A 20,514-nucleotide genomic window follows, 5' to 3' on the forward strand; every position below is an offset into this window, starting at 1 on the left:
AAATAAATTATTGCTTATTTAACCTCAAAATAAGCGCGTCGAGCCGAGCATAGTCACTGGAGCTAAGCCGCATGGGTAAATCATTAGTTACGGGTATAGATATTGGCCACCATAGTATTAAAGCGGTGGTCTTAAAGCCAGTGAGTGGGTCGTATGTACTGGTTGGGTACAACGAATTACCTATTACTGAAGACATTTTCTTCGATAACCACACACTGAATTATCAGAAAATTGTAAAGAAACTCAAAGAACTAAGAAAGGGGTTACCGTTATTTAGTCATAAAGTCGCAGTTTCAGTACCGGACAATGCAGTAATTAGCAAAGTATTACAAATAGATAGCTCTCTTGATGTTCGTGAAAAAGAGTTCGCCATTTATCAGGCATTTTCTCATCAATCTCCTTTTCCAATGCAAGAGTTAAGTCTCGATTTTGTCAAAGTAGCAGAAAAAAAACATTCTTGGGGTCCAACAGAGCATTATCAAGTATATGCAATCCGCAAAGAAGTGGTGGATTGCCGTGTTTTAGCTATGCAAAAAGCGGGCTTTACACCCATCAATATCGACATGCAAGCACACAGTTTATTACACATTTGGCAGTTAGCCAGTCAAACCAATCAGTGCAACGATTGGCTACTCATGGACGTGGGCTATACGCAAATAACGTTGTGTATCGACTTTAGTGATAAGGCTCCCTTTCATAAAACCATTGCACTTGGTTGTCAGTGGTTGGAACAGAATTCGGATGCGCATGGTGCTAACGCCAAACCAGTGGATAACGCAGAGCGATTTATTGATCAGTTAATTGAGCGCTTACAAAGACAGATTCAACTGTTTACGTCAATCAATGGCGCGGGTCGACTATCGGGGGTTTGGCTTTGCGGTGGAGGAGCAAGCACTCCAAAATTAGCCACTGAAATTACTTACCGTTTGAATCTTCAATGTGAAATTTTAAACCCCTTTTCTTTGTTTGATCTGCAAGCTTCTCCGAAAAAGGGAATGCCAACTGAAGGGGCGCATTTTAGTACAGCAGCTGGCATGGCACTGCGAGGCATTGAGTGGTGGGAGAATCGGCATGTTGCAGCGTATTAACTTATTGCCTTGGCGTGAACAACAAAGAGCTGCACATCAACGCCGCTTTATTGGACTGACGATGCTAGGAGTTATATGCGCGCTAGGTATTCAGTGGGGGATTGGTCTTTATCTTACGGATCAAGCGCTGTATCAGCAGTCGCGTTTAGATTACCTCAATCACTATATTCAAAAGCTCGATACACAAATTAATGCTCTAAAACTGACCGAACAAGAACACAAGGCATTATTGACTCGTTTGTCTGTGGTCGAGTCTTTACAGCGGCAGCGCAATACAACCACTCAGTTGATGAACCTGATGCCGCAGTTGATACCTGAAGGCGTTTATATTGATAAGCTCAAAATGCAGGGGCAAAAAATTGAAGTGATGGGTATTGGTGATAGTACAGCGCGCTTGGCCACTATGTTAGACAATTTAGAAAAATCACCGTTATTAGCTGAAGTGGAGATGCATTCGATAGTGCATGGTAAGCAACGATTTGGTAAAGCATTCCAGACATTTAGTCTCTCTTTTATGTTTCATGCTCCTACGCCGAATAGCCGCCCTCCAATGGAGATCACCAATGAGGGAGGTCAGCGTGGTTAGTTTTCAAGATTTAGATTTAGATGAGATAACAGAATGGCCTTTGTTACCTCAGTTACTTGTGATTGTACTGTTAATACTGGTTCTCCAAGGTATCGGTGCTTGGTTTTATTTGATGCCTAAAAATGATCAATTACAGCTTTTAAAGCAGCAAGAGCCGCTGCTAAAAACGACACTAAAGATAAAAGCAAGTAAAGCGGCAACTCTACCGTACTTGCAAGCTCAGCTTGATGAATTGGCTCTACGCTATGATTTTTTACTACGCCAGTTACCCGTGCAGCAGGAGTTAGCCAGTATGTTGGCTGCGGTTAATCAATTAGGGTTAGAAAGCTCACTAACATTTACTCGCATTGATTGGGGGGAAAAGCAAAATCAAGATTTCTTATACCGCTTGCCTTTGAATATCGAGTTGACTGGTGACTATCACGATATTGGTGAATTTTCACAAGCGATTGCCAAGTTGCCGCGCATCATCAATTTTGATGATGCTGATTGGCAGCGGGTTAGTCAGGAAAGTAGCACGCTGCATTTTAGGGTACGTGCCTATACCTATCAGTTTAAGCCTGAGGTTGACGATGGAATTCAATAGGTTTTGGGTGATGTTTTTTCTCATGTTCAGTGGGTTGGTTGGCTGTAAAGCCAATCAAGATTCGCTGAGTGATTATGTCTCGCAAGTGGAAGGTCAAGCGTTAAAAGAGACGGCAGAACTAAAACCGTTGATTCCATTGAACGTGGCACGCTATGAGCAGCGTGCAGGCCGCGAACCTTTTCTGTTGCCTCCTGAGGCTATAGTGGCGAACCATCCAACGACGAAAGCTGATTGTTGGCAACCGCCAAGTCGTCCAAGAAGTGGTTTGCTTGAGCGCTACACTTTGAGCGAACTGAGGCTAAAAGGATTGATGAGCCGCGATGGTTCGGTATCCGCTTTGATACAGACCCCACAAGGCAATGTGGTCATAATTAAAGCCGGGCAATATGTAGGTGAAAATCATGGCAAGGTGATCCGTGTCGACGCCAATTACTTACTCATTAATGAAATCGTGCCAGATGGTTTGGGCTGTTGGAATAAACGCAATGTCAAATTGGCTCTGTAATAGACAGTGAATCAAATCAATTAAAAATAAAGGATTATATACAGATGGTCATGGTCTTTCGGGGTCTTCTATGCAGCCTGCTTTTGAGTATGGTTAGCCTAAGTATTGCTGCGCAGGCTCAGTTGCATAATGAACTCAAGCATATCGATTTTCGAGTCAATAAAAACCAAGAGGCGGTATTGATTGTTGAGCTTGTCTCGCCATCGGTAGCGGTTAATGTGCAAAAAGCGACAAAAGGCCTAAGCATTGAATTACTAGAAACCAAGGTGCTAGACGAAAAGCTATCTGTATTGGATGTGCAAGATTTTGCAACGTTAGTGGAAAGCATAGAAGTCTTTCGTAAAGAATCGAACACACAGTTATTGGTTACCATCAATGGTCAATACCAGTACGATTACCGTTTAAAGGGAAAGTATCTTGAGGTGGTCATGAGTCCACTCACTCAAGAAGAACCGCCACAAAATAAACAACTATTGGCAGCCGAAGGAAAATTAATTTCGATTAACTTCCAAGACATTCCGGTGCGTAGTGTGTTGCAACTTATCGCGGACTATAACGAGTTCAATTTAGTGGTGTCTGACTCGGTTGTTGGCAACCTGACACTGCGCCTTGATGGTGTACCCTGGCAGCAAGTCCTTGATATTATTTTACAAGTGAAAGGGTTAGATAAGCGCGTTGAAGGCAATGTGATTATAGTGGCTCCTAAGCAGGAATTAGACAGTAGAGAAAAGCAGCAATTAGAAAAGGCACGTTTGGCTGAAGAGTTAGGGGATCTTCACTCTGAGATTATTAATATTAACTTTGCTAAAGCATCGGATATTGCCGAAATGATCGGTGGCGAAGGTCCCCTGAGCATGCTTTCTCAGCGCGGTTCAATTAGCGTTGATGAACGAACAAACTCGCTACTAATCCGCGAGCTTCCCGATAATATTAGTGTAATTCGGCACATTATCGCAGCACTTGATATTCCGGTGAAACAAGTGCAAATCGAAGCAAGAATTGTGGCCGTCAATGAAGGTAACTTAGATGAACTCGGCGTGCGTTGGGGTTTTACATCGACCAATGGTGACAACACGGTAGGAGGAAGTATTGAAAGTAATTTGTTCCAAGCTGGTTTGTTAAATGAAAATACATTGCCAGTTGATGATTTTTTGAATGTAAACCTTGCCGCAACATCAGCTAATGCCTCAAGTATCGCTTTTCAGGTGGCGAAGCTTGGGTCTGATTTGTTGTTGGATTTAGAGCTTTCAGCCCTACAGCGCGAATCAAAAGCAGAAATTATTTCGAGTCCTCGTTTGATCACTACCAATAAAAAACCGGCCTATATCGAACAAGGGACAGAAATTCCTTATCTCGAATCCTCCTCTAGCGGGGCAACCAGCGTTTCTTTTAAAAAAGCAGTGCTGAGCCTAAAAGTCACACCACAAATCACCCCAGACAACCGTTTAGTGTTGGATTTGAGTGTGACTCAAGATAGACCAGGGGAGGTGGTCAAAACGGGTACAGGAGAAGCGGTAGCCATCAACACACAGCGTATTGGCACACAAGTACTGGTTAATAATGGTGAAACCGTTGTTTTGGGTGGGATATTTCAACACAGTATTAGCAATACGGTCGATAAAGTCCCCTTGTTGGGGGACTTGCCTTTACTCGGTGTTTTATTCCGTCGTTCTTATGAACAGGTGGGCAAAAGTGAGCTACTTATTTTTGTGACTCCCAAGGTTGTCATTCAATAACTTACTGACGATATTGCCCTTGATTAAAAAATAAAGTTGCATTAGTGCCACCATATCTAGATAATTTCGGGTCTTATCACGAATTATCTGTGAGGAATAGGTGCCACAGACATAGTAACGGTTAGTATAATACTGGCCTATCTTGTGGCGATGTCATTGAATTAACGTTGTAAATTACTGCTAAACATGGCTGAGAAACGCAATATTTTCCTTGTTGGCCCGATGGGTGCCGGCAAAAGTACAATTGGTAGACACCTTGCTCAACAACTGCATATGGAGTTTTTAGACTCTGATACAGTCATTGAAGAGCGTACAGGCGCAGATATCGCTTGGGTATTTGACGTCGAAGGTGAAGAGGGCTTCCGTAAACGTGAGGAAGCTGTAATTAATGACCTAACCGAGAAACAAGGTATTGTACTCGCAACAGGCGGTGGCTCTGTTAAGAGTAAAGAGAACCGTAATCGTTTATCTGCTCGTGGTATTGTGGTCTACCTTGAAACGACGATTGAAAAACAACTTGCACGTACGAACCGTGACAAAAAACGTCCATTGCTTCAAACAGACAATCCACGTGAAGTCTTAGAATCTTTGGCCGGTGAGCGTAATGACCTTTACGACGAAGTCGCAGATTTCACCGTTCGTACCGACGATCAAAGTGCAAAAGTGGTAGCCAACGAGATCGTAAAAATGCTAGAAGAACGTTCTTAAGTTCTTTATTTTGGAGTGCAAACCATGGAACGGATTACGGTCAGTTTAGATGAGCGTAGCTACCCAATCTCAATTGGCGCCGGATTATTTAATGATCCGGCCCTCCTTTCTTTCCTCTCTGCAAAACAAAAAGTAGTCGTGATCAGCAATGTTACGGTTGCCCCTTTGTATGCAGCAAAAATTTTAGCGCTTCTTGAGCATTATGGTTGTCAGGCTTCTTTGCTTGAACTGCCAGATGGTGAGCAGTACAAAACCTTAGATACCTTTAACACTGTAATGAGTTACCTTTTAGAAGGTAATTACAGCCGAGACGTTGTGATTATTGCACTCGGTGGTGGAGTTATTGGTGACTTAGTCGGTTTTGCTTCCTCATGCTACCAACGCGGCGTTGATTTCATTCAGGTTCCAACCACGTTACTTTCTCAAGTTGATTCTTCTGTCGGTGGAAAAACCGCAGTCAATCATCCCTTGGGCAAGAATATGATTGGTGCTTTTTATCAACCTAAAGCGGTGATTATCGATACACAATGCTTATCCACTTTGCCTGAACGCGAATTTTCTGCGGGCATGGCTGAGGTGATCAAGTATGGCATTATTTACGATTATGATTTCTTTGTTTGGTTAGAAGAAAACCTAGACAAATTATACGCTTTAGATGAAAAAGCACTGGCGTATGCGATTGCTCGTTGTTGCCAAATTAAAGCGGATGTTGTGGCTCAAGATGAAAAAGAGTCAGGAATTCGTGCGTTATTGAACCTGGGTCATACATTTGGTCATGCGATCGAGGCTGAGCTGGGTTATGGTAATTGGCTGCACGGTGAAGCGGTATCTTCAGGTACGGTAATGGCGGCAAAAACGGCTCAACTGCAAGGTTTGATTGATGAGCAGCAAGTTGAGCGAATTATTTCTATACTCAAGAAAGCGAAGTTACCAGTGCATACACCGCAAAGCATGTCTTTTGCTGACTTTATGCGTCATATGATGCGTGATAAAAAAGTGCTTTCAGGTGAATTGCGTTTGGTGTTGCCGACGAGTATCGGTACTTCAGAAGTCGTGAAAGGTGTACCGGAAGCCATTATTGAACAAGCGATAGACTTCTGCCGCACGCTATAGATCTTCATTGATACAAATTTGATCATTGTTTGTCAGTAGGATGGCCTAATGAGTTTGGCGCATGAGTTACGAGTATTAGAATTAGATTCTCAAGTAGAGCTGCTAGAACGTTTGCAGCTTTTAACTAATTTTGGTTCTAATGTTATTACGGTTGGTGGTGGCCAAGGCTATGGTAAATCATGGCTTGCTCAGCGATATCTTGAAGCGTGGGCGGAAGATAAAAACCAATCACTGTTATCGTGCCATCCTAATCAAGATGAACAGCAGCGTCGCGCGACCATTCTCACTCAGATCGTCTCCGGTCCCTTATTTAATCCTCATGATTCACTTGCTGAGAGCCTGACTCATCTACTGGATGGTGGCGGCTGTGATGTGGTGATTGTTGTCGACGATGCTCATTTATTGTCGGAAGCGCTTATTTCTGAATTGTGGATGTTAGTGTTAGAAGCACAATCTAATCCACTATGGACGATTAACGTGGTCTTATTTGCACAAGCTAATAGCCTTGATGCACTTTTAACGCGTCTGAGCTATGGGCAAGAGCAAAAACCTGTCGAGCTTGAAATTGAACCGCTGACCAATGAAGAAGCGGATCGCCTATTCGAAAATTTGGTCATGCGCTACGTTGAAGACAATATGGAACGTCGTATTCGTAATGCTTACAAGAAAGTAAAACGAGTACCGGGGGAAATTATGGCATTAGGAGAACAGAAAATGGAAAGAAGGATTATTATCCGCTCTATTATTGGCTCTCCAGCCAAAATTGCCGCCTTGGTTGTGTTGCTATTACTTGTGATTGGCGGTGGTTATTGGTGGCTATTGAATCAACCGACTCCGGGGGACGAAGCGTTGCAAACCGCCAGTAACGTTGAACAAACGGTGATCCCAACCTTAGCCATTGCTGCAACCGATACGGACAATAAGATCGCGACAGAGCCGGCAGAGACAGCCTCGGGCAGTTCAGATACACCTACTGATCCTAGTTATGTTGGCGCAATCGATGATTCAAGTGCATTACCACCAGATGTAATGGACAGTATCGCAAGTGTTGGTGTGACAGAAGAAGATCAACAACGTGTAGTGATTGAATCGGATGTTGTCGATGCTTTACTTGAAGGTAATCAAACTAAGGTTGATACCTCGGTTATCGATAATGCGCTTGCCGATGCGCAGCGTCAAAATGAACAAGAGAACACAACACCTTCAGAACAGATTACACAAAATGTTGCTCCAGTTAAGATTACATTTTCTTTTGCAAGAGACGAACTAAAAGCGTTTTCTCCTCGCAGTTATACTTTGCAATTAGCGGCTGTCAATTCATTAGAAGAGGCGCAGAAGTTTATTGACCAGTACCAATTGAAAGAAAATATACGCATTTACCCAACATTACGTAATGACGTGGAATGGTACATCATTACTTACGATAACTACCCAACGATCCAGTTTGCTCGTGATGCGGTGGCTACGTTACCTAAGGCGCTGCAATCGGTAGGTCCTTGGGCTAAATCGCTAAGTCAGGTACACCGAGAGATTGAACGTGCGAAATAACGCTGAGCTTGGCGCAAAAATATGTTACATTCCGCAGCCTTATTTTGTGGTTGAAAGATAGAGCAGTAAATGAAGAAGCAGCGTGCCTTTCTTAAATGGGCTGGTGGTAAATATGGCCTAGTAGAAGATATTCAACGTCACCTGCCGCCTGCTCGTAAATTGGTCGAGCCATTTGTCGGCGCGGGTTCTATCTTCCTCAACACCGATTTCGAACAGTATTTGTTGGCTGATATCAACCCAGATCTGATCAACTTGTATAATCTTCTCAAAGAGCAGCCTGAGCTTTATATTACTGAATCGAAACGTTGGTTTACGGCTGAAAATAATCGCAAAGAAGCCTACCTCGATGTACGTAAAGAGTTTAATCAGAGCGATGATGTGCTATATCGATCTTTGGCATTTTTATACATGAACCGCTTTGGTTTTAATGGCCTATGCCGTTATAACAAAAAAGGCGGGTTTAATGTCCCATTTGGTTCTTACAAAAAACCCTATTTCCCAGAAGCAGAATTGGAGTTTTTTGCAGAAAAAGCCAAAAAAGCCACCTTTATTTGTGAAGGGTACGAAGAGACTTTTCGCCGAACTCGTAAGGGGTGTGTGGTGTATTGTGATCCTCCGTATGCTCCGCTTTCTAGCACCGCCAACTTTACCTCTTATGCTGGTAATGGATTTTCATTAGACGATCAAGCCGCATTGGCTGATGTTGCAGAAAAAGCCGCAGTACGTGGTGTGCCAGTACTCATTTCTAACCATGACACCAAGCTAACTCGTCGTTTGTATCACGGCGCTGAGCTTAACGTGGTCAAAGTCAAACGTACCATTAGCCGTAATGGGGCTGGGCGTAATAAAGTGGATGAACTGTTGGCATTATTTAATGCAAATGATAGCCACGACTAACATTTACATCCTAAATCATCCATCAAGCTAGGATCTCCCCGTCAGCTTAGGTAGAATTGCGGGCGAATTTTGCTCATCACGCATTTTGCTCTCACTAGCCTAAGAGGTCAGGTATGAAAGATTTCCTTATTGCCCCATCTATTCTCTCTGCAGATTTTGCGCGTCTTGGTGAAGACGTTGAAAAAGTGCTCGCAGCTGGGGCTGACGTAGTTCACTTTGATGTTATGGATAACCACTACGTGCCTAACCTGACATTTGGTGCGCCAATTTGTAAAGCACTGCGTGACTACGGCATTACCGCACCGATTGATGTGCATTTAATGGTAAAACCGGTTGATCGCATCATCCCTGATTTCGCGAAAGCGGGCGCTTCGATGATTACTTTCCACGTTGAAGCGTCTGATCATGTCGATCGCACTTTACAATTGATTAAAGAACACGGCTGTAAAGCGGGTGTGGTATTAAACCCTGCAACACCGCTTTCTCATCTCGAATTTATCATGGATAAAGTGGACATGATTTTGCTGATGTCGGTTAACCCTGGCTTTGGTGGTCAATCGTTCATTCCACATACGTTGGATAAACTGCGCGCGGTTCGTCAATTGATTGAACAGTCTGGCCGAGATATTCGCCTTGAAATCGATGGTGGCGTGAAGGTAGACAACATCAAAGAAATCGCTGAAGCGGGGGCTGATATGTTTGTGGCGGGTTCAGCCATTTTCGGTGAGCCTGATTACAAAGCCGTGATTGATAAGATGCGTGCAGAGCTAGCTAACGCAGGTTAAATTACACAATAATAACCATATTCAAAGGGGCTTGATGCCCCTTATCTATTACTGCCCTTGACCTATTTTCGGAAATAAAGATGTCTTTAAGCTCAATAAAATTAATTGCCTTTGATTTAGACGGCACACTGCTTGATAGCGTGCCAGATTTAGCCGTTGCTGCTGACCAAGCGGTGCAATCGTTAGGTTACCCGGCGGTGTCTGAGCTACAAGTTCGTGACTACGTTGGCAATGGCGCAGATGTGCTGATTGCTCGTTCATTAAGCCAAAGCTTAACCATCGATCCAGAATTGAGCGACAAAGTTAAAGCGACCGCTCGTGAGCGCTTTGATGATTTCTATGAACAAACGGGTCACAAGCTTAGCCATTTGTATCCACAGGTGAAAGAGACCTTAGCAGCGTTACACAAAGCTGGTTTCACACTGGCTTTGGTGACCAATAAACCGTCGAAATTTGTCCCTGATGTACTGGCGCAGCATGGTATAGCCGATTTTTTTGCCGATGTGATTGGTGGTGACACCTTCCCAATCAAAAAACCCGACCCAATGGCGCTTAACTGGTTGTTGAATAAACACCAAATGACTGCAAGCGATATGCTGATGGTGGGTGATTCTAAAAACGATATCTTGGCGGCGAAAAATGCAGGTTGTTTCTCGTTTGGTTTAACTTACGGTTACAACCACGGTGAGCCTATTTCTGACTCAAAGCCGGATTATGTCGCTGATTGTATTGATCAGTTGCTCGATTTAGTACCAGTTTCTGCATAAAAGTTAGCACAAGACGCTAGTAAAATACTCGTCAATGAGTACACTGCAATAACCGCGCAATTCTTTGATTGAATTGGCGCGGTTTTTTAACAGACTTTTTCAGTCCTATCTCATTTTAAGTAACAAGGAAATCATCCCATGAGCAAACCCATTGTATTGAGTGGTGTTCAACCGTCTGGTGAACTAAGTATCGGTAACTACTTGGGTGCTCTACGTCAATGGCAACAGATGCAAGATGACTATGATTGCCAATATTGCGTGGTTGACCTGCATGCTGTTACGGTTCGTCAAGACCCGAAAGCATTGCATGAAGCAACCTTAGACGCATTATCAATTTGTCTTGCTGTTGGTGTTGACCCTAAGAAGAGCACGCTATTTGTTCAGTCACATGTACCAGAGCATGCTCAATTGGGTTGGCTTCTTAACTGTTACACGCAAATGGGTGAACTGAGCCGTATGACTCAGTTTAAAGACAAATCAGCACGTTACGCGAATGATGTGAATGCGGGGCTATTTGGTTATCCAGTGCTGATGGCAGCAGATATTCTGCTGTACGGAGCGCATCAAGTGCCAGTAGGCAGTGACCAAAAGCAACACCTTGAGCTGGCACGCGATATCGCGACACGCTTTAATAATATCTACAGCCCAGAAAACCCAATCTTTACCATTCCTGAGCCATACATTCCACAAGTGAATGCACGCGTAATGAGCCTTCAAGACGCGACTAAGAAGATGTCGAAGTCGGATGATAACCGTAAGAACGTCATTACTCTGCTTGAAGATCCAAAATCGATCATTAAGAAGATCAATAAAGCGCAGACTGACACTGAAACACCGCCACGTATTGCTTTTGATACCGAAAGTAAAGCGGGTATTTCGAACTTAATGAGCTTGTACTCGGCGGCAACAGGTAAAACCTTTGCTGAAATTGAAGCGCAATATCAAGGCGTAGAAATGTACGGACCATTTAAGAAAGATGTGGGTGAAGCTCTGGTTGCGATGCTTGAACCAGTACAAGCTGAGTACGCACGTATTCGTGAAGATCGCGCTTACCTAGATTCAGTAATGAAAGCGGGCGCAGAAAAAGCATCAGCTCGTGCTGCAGTGACGTTGAAGAAAGCTTACCAAGCGGTAGGTTTCGTGACGCGCCCTTAAACTCAGTTTACCTCTTTTTAAGCCTCTAGTTTTCTAGGGGCTTTTTTGTTAGTTGCAACTTCTCTTTCCTTATTTTTCCTCTAAAAAATCAGCCAAATATTATATTAATTAATCTGTAATGATTCTGTAGGCAAATCTATTTACCTTCTCTGTTGAAAGTTTGCGTTCGGTTCAAGTATTTACTCTAACTATGAGAGTTTGATCTCGATATGAATTGTGAATGTTTTGTCATTTCATACAAAACAACAACACTGTACGCGCAAATTTATTAATCAAAACTTATAAACGTGATTTAAAACACCTTGCTTAATACTTTGGTTACATGGCAGGGAATAAAGAGGTGAACAATGGAATTGAAACGTACAGCCCCCTTGAGCCGTACTTTGCTAGCGTTGGCAATAGGGTCAACTTTCGTCGCTTCTGCTCATGCAGAAATCATTATTTCTCAATATGTTGAGGGTGGAAGCTTCAATAAAGCGATTGAGATAGCCAATACTGGTGATGTAGCGGTGAGCTTAGATAATTACATTCTGGCTAAGTCGAGTAATGGCGGTGGTAGTTGGGATACACAATTGCCACTGACTGGCCGAGTCATTGCCGCTAATTATGTATTAGTGATTTCACATGAAAGTGCCAGCAGCGCTATTCAAACAGTGAGCGATGAAAATAACGGTACGGTAGTTAATTTCAACGGAGATGACCCTGTAGCACTGCTTAATACCGATGGTAGTGTGCACGACATGTTGGGTGAAATGGGCGATGTTGATTGGGGTAAAGATAAAACCCTCGTTCGTAATGCTGATAGCCTGATGCCTTCTTCTACTTATCAAACTTCTCAATGGACATCACTGGCTAAAGATAATATCGACGGTTTAGGCGCATTAAATGCGGTTGAACCACCGGCAGCATTTGCCTGTACGCAAGACGGTGCAGACCCCGTATTTACTACTATCCAAGAAATCCAAGGTGAAGGGGCAGCGTCGCCTTTCATCAATGGTTATCCATACATTACAGAGCAAGACTACTTTGTGAAAGGCGTGGTCAGTGCGATAACGACAGGTTTAACCAAGGGCTTCTACCTACAAGCGCTAGACGATGACTACAACGCGAATACTTCGGAAGGCCTATTTGTGCACACCAACCAATCAAGCTCAGATTTAAAGCCGGGCGATGTGGTGTGTGTCAAAGGTAAAGTGCAAGAGTACTACAACCTTACTCAGCTTAAAGCTGAAAATAATCAATGGGTAAAGCAAGATCAACAAGCCGCTCCTCAAGCGACCGCAATAGAAATTCTGCCAAGTGACGCTAATTTTGAGCAAACTTTAGAGCGCTATGAGGGGATGTTAGTCAAAACGGATCGAGCGTTAGATATGCGCGTGACGCGTACATTTGGCTATGACTATGCTGGTCGTCGTAACAATATGGTGTTAGCTCAAGGGCGCATTAACATGCAGCCAAACCAACTGTTTGCTGCCGGTTCAGAGCAAGCTAAACAACAAAGTATCGAAAATGCTCAACGTCGCCTGTTTGTTGAATCAGACCAAAAAGCAGCAGATGGAAAAATCCCATACTATTCAGAGTTTGGTCGTAGTGATATTGATCAAAATGGCTCAACAGAAGATTACATTCGCATTGATGACACCATTGTCGGCTTAGAAGGTGTGTTGTCATACAGTTACAACGAATATCGCCTGTTGGTCACCAACCAAATCAATCAAGATAACTTCGTACGTAATGACCCACGCACAGATAAGCCTGATATGGATGAAGGTGATCTCCGTATCGCAACATTCAACGTGCTTAACTATTTCAATTCGCCATTTGGTGGTGATACGAATTTACACGGCGATAATCGTGGTGCGAATAATCTAGCTGAGTTTGAGATTCAACAAGAGAAAATCGTCAATGCTATTTTGCGTCTCGATGCTGATATCGTCGGTTTGATGGAAATTGAAAATAACGGTTTTGGTGAAGGTGCTGCGATTCGCCAGTTGGTTGAGCAATTAAACCAACGCATTGCGGATAAGAAGAAGCGCTACACTTTTGTCGCGGTTGACTCAAATAATGATGGGGTGACCGATGAGCTTGATTCTATTGGTACGGATGTGATCACTACTGGCGTGATATACCGTGAGAAAGTCGTGAAACTGCAGCAGAGCCGAGTTATCCCAATGCCTAGCCAACAAGCGCCACAAGTGTTGGATGATAAAGGGAAAGTGCTTGAAGATGGTAAAAACTACCAACGCGATACGCTTGCACCAACTTTCAAAGTGAAAGGGGGTCATGAGAAAATCACTGTTGCTGTTAACCACTTGAAATCAAAAGGCTCTAAATGTTGGGAAGATGCAGCACCGCTTGAACAAGGCGGACAAGGTGGCAACGATGCAGACTTCCAAGGTGCGTGTGAAAACTTCCGTGTCGCGGCAGCGGTTGCACTTGGTGAAGCACTTGAGAAAATCAACGGGCATAAAGTCATTTTGGGTGATATGAACTCTTACGACATGGAAGACCCTATGTTGGTTCTGACCGATTACAGTCCAGAGAAATATGGCAAAGAGATCAAAGCCGCTCGTAATACTTACATTGCTGGTGTTGCGCAGTTTGGTGATGACGGTGCCGTGATCACCAAGAGCTACGATTACATCAATGCTGTTGCGATGAAACATCCAGACAGTTGGAGTTATTCATTTAATGATGAAGTTGGCGCACTGGATCACTTATTGGTAAGTAAAAGCCTGAAAGGTAAAGTGGTAGACGTTACCGATTGGCACATCAATGGCGGTGAATCAACACTGTTTGATTACAACGATGAGTTCAAAGGTGACTTACCTAAATACAGTGATCACTTCCGTGCATCAGATCATGATCCAGCCGTTCTCGAACTGAATATCTACGGTGGTTCATTAGGCTTAGGTGTACTGATGTCCTTGCTTGGCTTCGGTGCATGGCGACGTCGTAAGTGATGAGCTAAAACTTGTAAATAGTAAGGCTGGCATTTGCTGGCCTTAATTTTTCCCCTTTACCGACTTAATACTTGCCTTTCGTTGGTGGTATTGCACAATACTGCCCCTAGTGATTTCCAACTTTGAGTGTGCTGATCCTACCATGCTACTTATCATCGATAACTACGATTCGTTTACCTACAACTTGTATCAATACTTCTGTGAATTGGGCGTTGAAGTAGAGGTAGTACGCAATGATGAAATTGATATTGCAGGTATTGAAGCACTTAATCCTACTCATCTAGTTATCTCCCCCGGGCCTTGTACACCGAATGAAGCCGGTATCTCTTTGCAAGCGATACAACACTTTGCTGGCAAGTTACCCATTTTAGGAGTGTGTCTTGGTCATCAAGCCATTGCGCAGGTGTTTGGGGGGCAGATCGTTCGCGCCAGAAAAGTGATGCATGGTAAAACCTCAGCTATTCGTCACACAGGGAATAGCGTATTTCATGGCCTCAATAATCCTTTGACGGTGACTCGTTACCATTCTTTAGTGGTAAAGTCCGACTCGCTTCCTGATTGCTTTGAGCTGACTGCATGGACCGAATTAGACAACGGGAGCATGGACGAAATTATGGGCTACCAACATAAAACCTTAGCCATCGATGCGGTACAATTTCATCCCGAATCAATCAAAACCGAACAGGGACATCAATTACTGGCTAATTTTTTGCGTCGTTAGTCCTCTCTCAACCTGACTGCGATCACCTTTCTTAACATTTTCTTCATCTTTTTTGTTGGCTGTGAGGCTTGCAAAATTATTCGCCATATATCCTATCGAATTTACTTTAAGCGCCATGCTTCAAGCCTTGTCTGTATTTATTCTCACTATTTGTAAAAAAGTACTTCATAAAAGAGTCTACTTAATGCATAAATAATCATACGTAGTGAGGATTATCGGCAAAATTGTTGTGATAAAAGAATAATCCACTATTGAAATGGTTAATAATTTGTAAATACAATGCTGCATTAGCTAAAAAGCAAAACAATATCTTCCACACAAGGTTTTTGTGGAAAGATCGCAATCTGCTAGGCATGCGGTATCGAGAGGGAATGTGCAATGACAGTGGAAATGAATGTAGAGCGCGGCTTATTTGATGAGGTAATGGTACCTTGCTATAACCCAATGGAAATGATCCCAGTAAAGGGACAAGGCTCTCGAGTATGGGATCAGCAAGGTAATGAATACATCGATTTTGCTGGTGGTATTGCCGTGAGTTGTTTAGGCCATTGTCACCCAGTGATGGTTGGTGCCTTAACTGAGCAAGCGAACAAGTTGTGGCATCTCAGCAACGTAATGACTAACGAACCCGCGTTGCGTCTCGCGAAAAAATTAACTGAAGTCTGCTTTGCGGAAAAGGTGTTTTTTGCCAATTCTGGTGCAGAAGCGAATGAGGCGGCTTTGAAGCTTGCTCGTCGTTGGGCTGCAGACGTTCATGGTGAGCAGAAATCAGAAATCATCGCCTTTAAACAAGGTTTCCACGGACGTACTTTCTTTACCGTTACTGTCGGTGGTCAAGCGGCTTATTCTGATGGATTTGGTCCAAAGCCTGGCGATGTGACCCACCTAGCTTATAACGATATTGAGGCACTACAAGCCCATATGTCAGACCGTACTTGTGCTGTCATGATGGAGCCATTGCAAGGTGAGGGTGGCATTGTGTCGCCAACGCCAGAGTTTGTTCAAGCGGTGCGTGAGTTGTGTGACAAACACAATGCTCTACTTATCTTTGATGAGGTACAGACCGGTAATGGTCGTACGGGAGATTTCTACGCATACCAAGGTTTAGGCATTACTCCTGATATTTTAAGTACTGCAAAATCACTCGGTGGTGGTTTTCCTATTGGCGCTATGCTCACCACCAATGAATTGGCTGCTCATCTAAAAGTCGGGACTCATGGTTCAACTTATGGCGGTAACCCATTAGCTTGCGCCGTCGCTGAAGCGGTCGTTAATTTCGTTAGTCAGCCAGAAACGTTAGCGGGTGTAAAAGAGCGCGAAGCACTATTTCGTCAAGGGTTAGCAGAAATTAATGCTAAGTACCAAATCTTCAGTGAAGTTCGTGGTAAAGGTTTATTACTTGGCGCTGCGCTGAATGAAGAGTGGCAAGGCCGTGCCCGTGACATTTTGGTTGCGGCAGGTAAACAAGGTTTGATGGTGTTGGTTGCTGGAACCAATGTGGTGCGTATGACGCCATCATTAGTGATTACAAAACAAGAAATAGAAGAAGGCTTAGCAAAACTCGATAAAGCTATTGCATCACTCATGTAGTGAAAAAGCCTAGCAGCCCAAGGTAGGAAGCCTTGGGCTACTTCAAGCATCTGGAGGGAAGTATTGATGCTAGTTGTTCGCCCTATCGCAATGTCGGACTATGACGCGCTGCACACTTGCGCTGTCGAATCAGGTCACGGATTCACATCTCTACCGGTTAATGAAGAACTTTTAACCAATCGTATTACCCATTCTGAATACAGCTTTACTAAACCCAACGTATCCGAGCCTGGAGACGAAGGTTATTTAATGGTGGGGTTTGATTCTGAAACTGGAGAGGTTGCTGGTACCACGGGTATTGAAGCTTCTATTGGTTGGGATGTGCCTTTCTACTCTTATCATATCAGCACGATTGTTCATTCATCGCCTAAATTGAAGGTGAACAATACGGTAAAACTGCTGACATTTGGCAATAACTACACCGGTTGTAGTGAGATTTGTACGCTCTTTCTGCGTCCTGATTTTCGTCAAGGGCTTAATGGCCGCTTAATGTCGAAATGCCGCTTTCTGATGATGGCCGAACATCCTCATCGATTCTCAAAAACCATTTTTGCGGAGATGCGTGGTGTTTCCGATGCCGAAGGTAACTCTCCGTTTTGGCAATGGTTGCAAGAGCATTTCTTTTCAATAGATTTCACGATGGCCGATTACCTCACAGGGATTGGTAAGAAAGGGTTTATCGCGGATCTGATGCCCAAGCTGCCTATTTACGTCAACTTGCTGAGCAAAGAAGCGCAAGCCGTCATCGGCCAAGTGCATGACAACACGCGCCCTGCGCTTAAGCTATTGGAACGTGAAGGGTTTACTTGCCGCAATTATGTCGACATTTTTGATGCCGGCCCAACCGTTGAGTGTGACTTACGTAATGTTGAGTCGGTACGTCATTCCATGCGCGCCAAGGTCGAAGTGGCAGAGCATTCTAGTTCGCAAGATTATTTGGTGTGTAATACCTCATTTGAAGATTTTCGCGCTACCGCAGCGAAAGGGGCTTATAACCGTGAAACCGAAACGGTGATTATCTCTCCTGAAGTAGCAAAAGCGCTTTTAGTAGAGAGTGGCGATTTAGTTCGAATTTTGGCGCAGTAAGCCAGGCTTTTTGATGTAAGGATAGAAATATGACTCAGTGGATTGCAGGTGAGTGGTTAGCTGGCCAAGGTGAGCCAATGGTATCGCTCAGCCCCTATAATGACCAAACGATTTGGCAAGGCGATAGCGCAACGCCTGCGCAAGTAGAAGACGCGGTGAGTGCAGCAAGAAGTGCCTTTGTTGAATGGAAAAAGCGCCCCTTTGCTGAACGTGAGCAATACGTGTTGGCCTTTGCTGAGAAAGTAAAAGAACACAGTGAAGAAATCGCACAGATCATCGCCAAAGAAACCGGTAAACCCATTTGGGAAACTCGTACTGAAGCGGCGGCGATGGCCGGTAAAATCGCTATTTCGATCCGTGCTTATCATGATCGTACGGGTGAAAGTGCGCGTGAGGCAGCGGGAAACCAAATTGTACTGCGTCACCGTCCACTTGGTGTAATGGCGGTATTTGGTCCCTATAATTTCCCAGCACATTTACCGAATGGTCATATTGTTCCGGCTCTTTTGGCGGGTAATACCGTGGTGTTTAAGCCTTCTGAGCAAACCCCGTGGACGGGCGAATTTGCCATGAAACTGTGGCAAGATGCAGGGTTACCAGCAGGTGTGCTCAACCTTGTACAAGGGGCGAAAGAAACAGGCATCGCTCTGGCCGAGTCAAAAGGTATTGATGGTTTGCTATTTACTGGCAGTGCTAACACTGGGCATTTACTGCATCGTCAGTTTGCCGGGCAACCTGGCAAAATGCTAGCGCTTGAAATGGGAGGGAACAACCCGATGGTGATCTCCGAGCAGTATGGTGACTTAGATGCAGCGGTATATACCATCATTCAATCGGCTTTCATTAGCGCAGGGCAGCGCTGCACTTGCGCGCGTCGCCTGTACGTTCCTGTCGGTGAAAAAGGTGATGTGCTATTAAGTAAATTGATCACCGCAACCAAAAAGCTACGAATTGATCAACCATTTGCCGATCCAGCGCCATTTATGGGGCCACAAATCTCGCAAGCTGCCGCGCAATTTATTCTCAATGCGCAGGCTAATTTGCAATTTTTAGGTGGTTATAGTTTGGTGGAAGCCAAACCGCTGCAAGCGGCATTTGTTACGCCAGGAATCATTGACGTAACCGCTATTAGTGAGTTGCCTGACGAAGAATACTTTGGCCCGTTATTACAAGTGGTGCGCTATCAGACTTTAGAGCAAGCGGTTGAGTTGGCCAATGCTACCCGTTTTGGTTTGTCTGCAGGTTTAGTATCAACTGATGATGCCGAGTGGGATTATTTTGTTGATCATATCCGCGCTGGTATCGTAAACCGTAATCGCCAATTAACTGGTGCGAGTGGTGATGCACCATTTGGTGGGCCGGGGGCATCGGGTAACTTGCGCCCGAGTGCTTATTACGCGGCTGATTACTGTGCATACCCTATGGCTTCAATGGAAGGGCAGGCAACAGAATTACCTGCCACTCTCAGCCCTGGGGTTGAGCTATAACCTACGGAATAATAAAAAGCCTCTCATAGAAGAGGCTTATCCCCTTTCTACTTGAAGTTGCAGCGGTGTTGGCTACGTTTGTTCACCCCAATTACATAGTTTATCTATGCTCATGGGGATTTACTCACTTGCCACCTACCTGCCACTTCAAGTGGTTTGGGTATAGATCCTGAAACCTGGATCAATACACAACTTAACGTCACAGGTTGAATTGCCGCTGGATGTATTTTCTGAATCGTTTCAATAAATATTAAGCGGCAATATTTATCCAATGACCTCATACTGAAACTAAGGCTTTATACATACTCAAGGTATATCGCTTGCTAGACACATTGCTGACAAGGAGGCGTTATGACGCCAACCGTTTTATTTCAATCGCTATGGAATGACTATATTCAACGTCTTTGTCCTTCGGCTGACAAAGTTCATCAATTGCTTCAAGAAGATGAAGCTTTGATCAATGATCATATCGCTTTACGAACCTTTAATGTTGCTCCCCTGGGGATTGAAACACTGGCTAAGCCTTTTTTAGCATTAGGTTATACAGCGTGTGGTGATTATCAATTTGAAAGTAAGAAGTTAGTCGCGAAGCACTATGAACATCCTGATCCAACGCAACCTAAGGTTTTCATTAGTGAGCTAAAAGTGGCAGAGTGCTCACCTGAGTTGCAAGCGATTGTAGCCAAACTGGTAGAGCAAGTAGATAGCGACAAACTCACCAGTAGCGACTTTTTGTATAGTGGTCGATTATGGCAGATAGCCCATAGCGATTACCTCACTTTGGCTCAGGAAAGTGAATACGCCGCATGGTTGGCAGCTCATGGCTATGGGGCCAATCATTTTACCGTTAGTGTTAACCAGTTGAATGCGTTTAATGAAGTCAAAGCGGTGAATGATCACCTTCGCCAAGCCGGCTTTGTCATTAATGAAAATGGCGGAGAAGTGAAAGGCACGCCAGAGGTGCTACTAGAACAATCTTCCACTATGGCAGATAAAGTACCGGTGCAATTTAGTGATGGTGTTGAGATGATTCCGGGCGGTTTTTACGAGTTTGCCAAACGCTATCCAATGGCAAACGGTGAGTTATATAGCGGGTTTGTTGCCGCTTCAGCTGACAAGATTTTTGAAAGCACTGATATGCAATAAAATTGTGCTGAGCCTTTGCCAACAAAAAGCCACCTGAGTTTCCCAAG

General features: G+C 44.1%; 19 protein-coding genes. 18 read left to right on the top strand and 1 reads right to left on the bottom strand.

The window, feature by feature from the left end; genetic code table 11:
* The first annotated feature begins 71 nt into the window (after window positions 1–71).
* The 14 genes from pilM (at window position 72) to EYW48_RS02170 (ending at window position 15,158) form a co-directional block, all read left to right on the top strand.
* Window positions 72–1,088, top strand: coding sequence for a type IV pilus assembly protein PilM (pilM, locus tag EYW48_RS02105; protein WP_274674429.1), 1,017 nt, complete (start codon window positions 72–74; stop codon window positions 1,086–1,088).
* Window positions 1,072–1,674, top strand: coding sequence for a PilN domain-containing protein (locus EYW48_RS02110; protein WP_176246035.1), 603 nt, complete (start codon window positions 1,072–1,074; stop codon window positions 1,672–1,674). The genes pilM and EYW48_RS02110 overlap by 17 nt, the downstream gene beginning before the upstream one ends.
* On the top strand, window positions 1,667–2,260 hold the full coding sequence (gene pilO, locus EYW48_RS02115) for a type 4a pilus biogenesis protein PilO (protein WP_176246036.1): 594 nt from the start codon (window positions 1,667–1,669) through the stop codon (window positions 2,258–2,260). The genes EYW48_RS02110 and pilO overlap by 8 nt, the downstream gene beginning before the upstream one ends.
* The gene (locus EYW48_RS02120; protein ID WP_176312884.1) at window positions 2,247–2,765 is read left to right on the top strand and encodes a pilus assembly protein PilP; all 519 of its coding nucleotides are present in this window, start codon (window positions 2,247–2,249) and stop codon (window positions 2,763–2,765) included. The genes pilO and EYW48_RS02120 overlap by 14 nt, the downstream gene beginning before the upstream one ends.
* Before the next feature lie 44 nt (window positions 2,766–2,809).
* Window positions 2,810–4,501 (top strand): type IV pilus secretin PilQ, encoded by a 1,692-nt coding sequence (gene pilQ, locus EYW48_RS02125; RefSeq protein WP_168520839.1) that lies wholly within the window; start codon window positions 2,810–2,812, stop codon window positions 4,499–4,501.
* A 186-nt stretch (window positions 4,502–4,687) separates the two neighbouring features.
* A complete protein-coding gene (gene aroK / locus EYW48_RS02130; RefSeq protein ID WP_053309563.1) occupies window positions 4,688–5,209 on the top strand; it encodes a shikimate kinase AroK in 522 nt (173 codons plus the stop codon).
* A 24-nt stretch (window positions 5,210–5,233) separates the two neighbouring features.
* Complete coding sequence (aroB, locus tag EYW48_RS02135; protein ID WP_053309562.1) at window positions 5,234–6,322, top strand: 3-dehydroquinate synthase; 1,089 nt, start codon at window positions 5,234–5,236, stop codon at window positions 6,320–6,322.
* Window positions 6,323–6,370: 48 nt separating this feature from the next.
* Window positions 6,371–7,870 (top strand): AAA family ATPase, encoded by a 1,500-nt coding sequence (locus EYW48_RS02140; RefSeq protein WP_277431813.1) that lies wholly within the window; start codon window positions 6,371–6,373, stop codon window positions 7,868–7,870.
* A 69-nt stretch (window positions 7,871–7,939) separates the two neighbouring features.
* A complete protein-coding gene (locus EYW48_RS02145) occupies window positions 7,940–8,767 on the top strand; it encodes a Dam family site-specific DNA-(adenine-N6)-methyltransferase (RefSeq protein WP_053309560.1) in 828 nt (275 codons plus the stop codon).
* Window positions 8,768–8,880: 113 nt separating this feature from the next.
* On the top strand, window positions 8,881–9,552 hold the full coding sequence (gene rpe / locus EYW48_RS02150; RefSeq protein WP_053309559.1) for a ribulose-phosphate 3-epimerase: 672 nt from the start codon (window positions 8,881–8,883) through the stop codon (window positions 9,550–9,552).
* Between the two features lie 80 nt (window positions 9,553–9,632).
* Window positions 9,633–10,319 carry a phosphoglycolate phosphatase gene (locus EYW48_RS02155; RefSeq protein WP_277431814.1) on the top strand — a complete coding sequence of 229 codons (687 nt, stop codon included), beginning with the start codon at window positions 9,633–9,635 and terminating at the stop codon, window positions 10,317–10,319.
* A gap of 138 nt (window positions 10,320–10,457) precedes the next feature.
* Window positions 10,458–11,474 carry a tryptophan--tRNA ligase gene (gene trpS / locus EYW48_RS02160; protein WP_053309557.1) on the top strand — a complete coding sequence of 339 codons (1,017 nt, stop codon included), beginning with the start codon at window positions 10,458–10,460 and terminating at the stop codon, window positions 11,472–11,474.
* A gap of 347 nt (window positions 11,475–11,821) precedes the next feature.
* Window positions 11,822–14,437, top strand: a complete 2,616-nt coding sequence (locus tag EYW48_RS02165; RefSeq protein ID WP_277431815.1) for an ExeM/NucH family extracellular endonuclease — start codon at window positions 11,822–11,824, stop codon at window positions 14,435–14,437.
* 142 nt (window positions 14,438–14,579) lie between these two features.
* Window positions 14,580–15,158, top strand: a complete 579-nt coding sequence (locus EYW48_RS02170; RefSeq protein ID WP_053309546.1) for an aminodeoxychorismate/anthranilate synthase component II — start codon at window positions 14,580–14,582, stop codon at window positions 15,156–15,158.
* Here EYW48_RS02170 and EYW48_RS02175 read toward each other — a convergent pair.
* A complete protein-coding gene (locus EYW48_RS02175; protein ID WP_172531869.1) occupies window positions 15,132–15,275 on the bottom strand; it encodes a hypothetical protein in 144 nt (47 codons plus the stop codon). The two genes, EYW48_RS02170 and EYW48_RS02175, sit on opposite strands and share 27 nt — an antisense overlap.
* A 261-nt stretch (window positions 15,276–15,536) precedes the next feature.
* Between EYW48_RS02175 and EYW48_RS02180 the strand changes: the two genes are divergently transcribed.
* The 4 genes from EYW48_RS02180 (at window position 15,537) to EYW48_RS02195 (ending at window position 20,467) form a co-directional block, all read left to right on the top strand.
* On the top strand, window positions 15,537–16,748 hold the full coding sequence (locus tag EYW48_RS02180; protein ID WP_168520847.1) for an aspartate aminotransferase family protein: 1,212 nt from the start codon (window positions 15,537–15,539) through the stop codon (window positions 16,746–16,748).
* 66 nt (window positions 16,749–16,814) lie between these two features.
* Window positions 16,815–17,834 carry an arginine N-succinyltransferase gene (astA, locus tag EYW48_RS02185; protein ID WP_053309544.1) on the top strand — a complete coding sequence of 340 codons (1,020 nt, stop codon included), beginning with the start codon at window positions 16,815–16,817 and terminating at the stop codon, window positions 17,832–17,834.
* Between the two features lie 29 nt (window positions 17,835–17,863).
* Window positions 17,864–19,321 carry a succinylglutamate-semialdehyde dehydrogenase gene (gene astD, locus EYW48_RS02190; protein ID WP_277431816.1) on the top strand — a complete coding sequence of 486 codons (1,458 nt, stop codon included), beginning with the start codon at window positions 17,864–17,866 and terminating at the stop codon, window positions 19,319–19,321.
* 351 nt (window positions 19,322–19,672) lie between these two features.
* Entirely contained in the window at window positions 19,673–20,467 is a 795-nt protein-coding gene (locus EYW48_RS02195; RefSeq protein WP_168786515.1) for a DUF1338 domain-containing protein, read from the top strand.
* Window positions 20,468–20,514: the final 47 nt, after the last annotated feature.

Origin of the sequence: Vibrio sp. 1180_3 (genome assembly GCF_029478545.1) — a bacterium.
GTDB lineage: Bacteria > Pseudomonadota > Gammaproteobacteria > Enterobacterales > Vibrionaceae > Vibrio > Vibrio aestuarianus.

Bases quoted from the DNA above. Each gene is read 5' to 3' on its own strand.
- EYW48_RS02195 (WP_168786515.1), top strand. From the start codon at position 19,673: ATGACGCCAACCGTTTTATTTCAATCGCTATGGAATGACTATATTCAA.
- rpe (WP_053309559.1), top strand. From the start codon at position 8,881: ATGAAAGATTTCCTTATTGCCCCATCTATTCTCTCTGCAGATTTTGCG.
- aroB (WP_053309562.1), top strand. From the start codon at position 5,234: ATGGAACGGATTACGGTCAGTTTAGATGAGCGTAGCTACCCAATCTCA.
- aroK (WP_053309563.1), top strand. From the start codon at position 4,688: ATGGCTGAGAAACGCAATATTTTCCTTGTTGGCCCGATGGGTGCCGGC.
- EYW48_RS02175 (WP_172531869.1), bottom strand. From the start codon at position 15,275: ATGGCGCTTAAAGTAAATTCGATAGGATATATGGCGAATAATTTTGCA.
- EYW48_RS02180 (WP_168520847.1), top strand. From the start codon at position 15,537: ATGACAGTGGAAATGAATGTAGAGCGCGGCTTATTTGATGAGGTAATG.
- astA (WP_053309544.1), top strand. From the start codon at position 16,815: ATGCTAGTTGTTCGCCCTATCGCAATGTCGGACTATGACGCGCTGCAC.
- EYW48_RS02140 (WP_277431813.1), top strand. From the start codon at position 6,371: ATGAGTTTGGCGCATGAGTTACGAGTATTAGAATTAGATTCTCAAGTA.
- EYW48_RS02155 (WP_277431814.1), top strand. From the start codon at position 9,633: ATGTCTTTAAGCTCAATAAAATTAATTGCCTTTGATTTAGACGGCACA.
- EYW48_RS02145 (WP_053309560.1), top strand. From the start codon at position 7,940: ATGAAGAAGCAGCGTGCCTTTCTTAAATGGGCTGGTGGTAAATATGGC.
- EYW48_RS02120 (WP_176312884.1), top strand. From the start codon at position 2,247: ATGGAATTCAATAGGTTTTGGGTGATGTTTTTTCTCATGTTCAGTGGG.
- EYW48_RS02110 (WP_176246035.1), top strand. From the start codon at position 1,072: ATGTTGCAGCGTATTAACTTATTGCCTTGGCGTGAACAACAAAGAGCT.
- astD (WP_277431816.1), top strand. From the start codon at position 17,864: ATGACTCAGTGGATTGCAGGTGAGTGGTTAGCTGGCCAAGGTGAGCCA.
- trpS (WP_053309557.1), top strand. From the start codon at position 10,458: ATGAGCAAACCCATTGTATTGAGTGGTGTTCAACCGTCTGGTGAACTA.
- pilQ (WP_168520839.1), top strand. From the start codon at position 2,810: ATGGTCATGGTCTTTCGGGGTCTTCTATGCAGCCTGCTTTTGAGTATG.
- EYW48_RS02170 (WP_053309546.1), top strand. From the start codon at position 14,580: ATGCTACTTATCATCGATAACTACGATTCGTTTACCTACAACTTGTAT.
- pilM (WP_274674429.1), top strand. From the start codon at position 72: ATGGGTAAATCATTAGTTACGGGTATAGATATTGGCCACCATAGTATT.
- EYW48_RS02165 (WP_277431815.1), top strand. From the start codon at position 11,822: ATGGAATTGAAACGTACAGCCCCCTTGAGCCGTACTTTGCTAGCGTTG.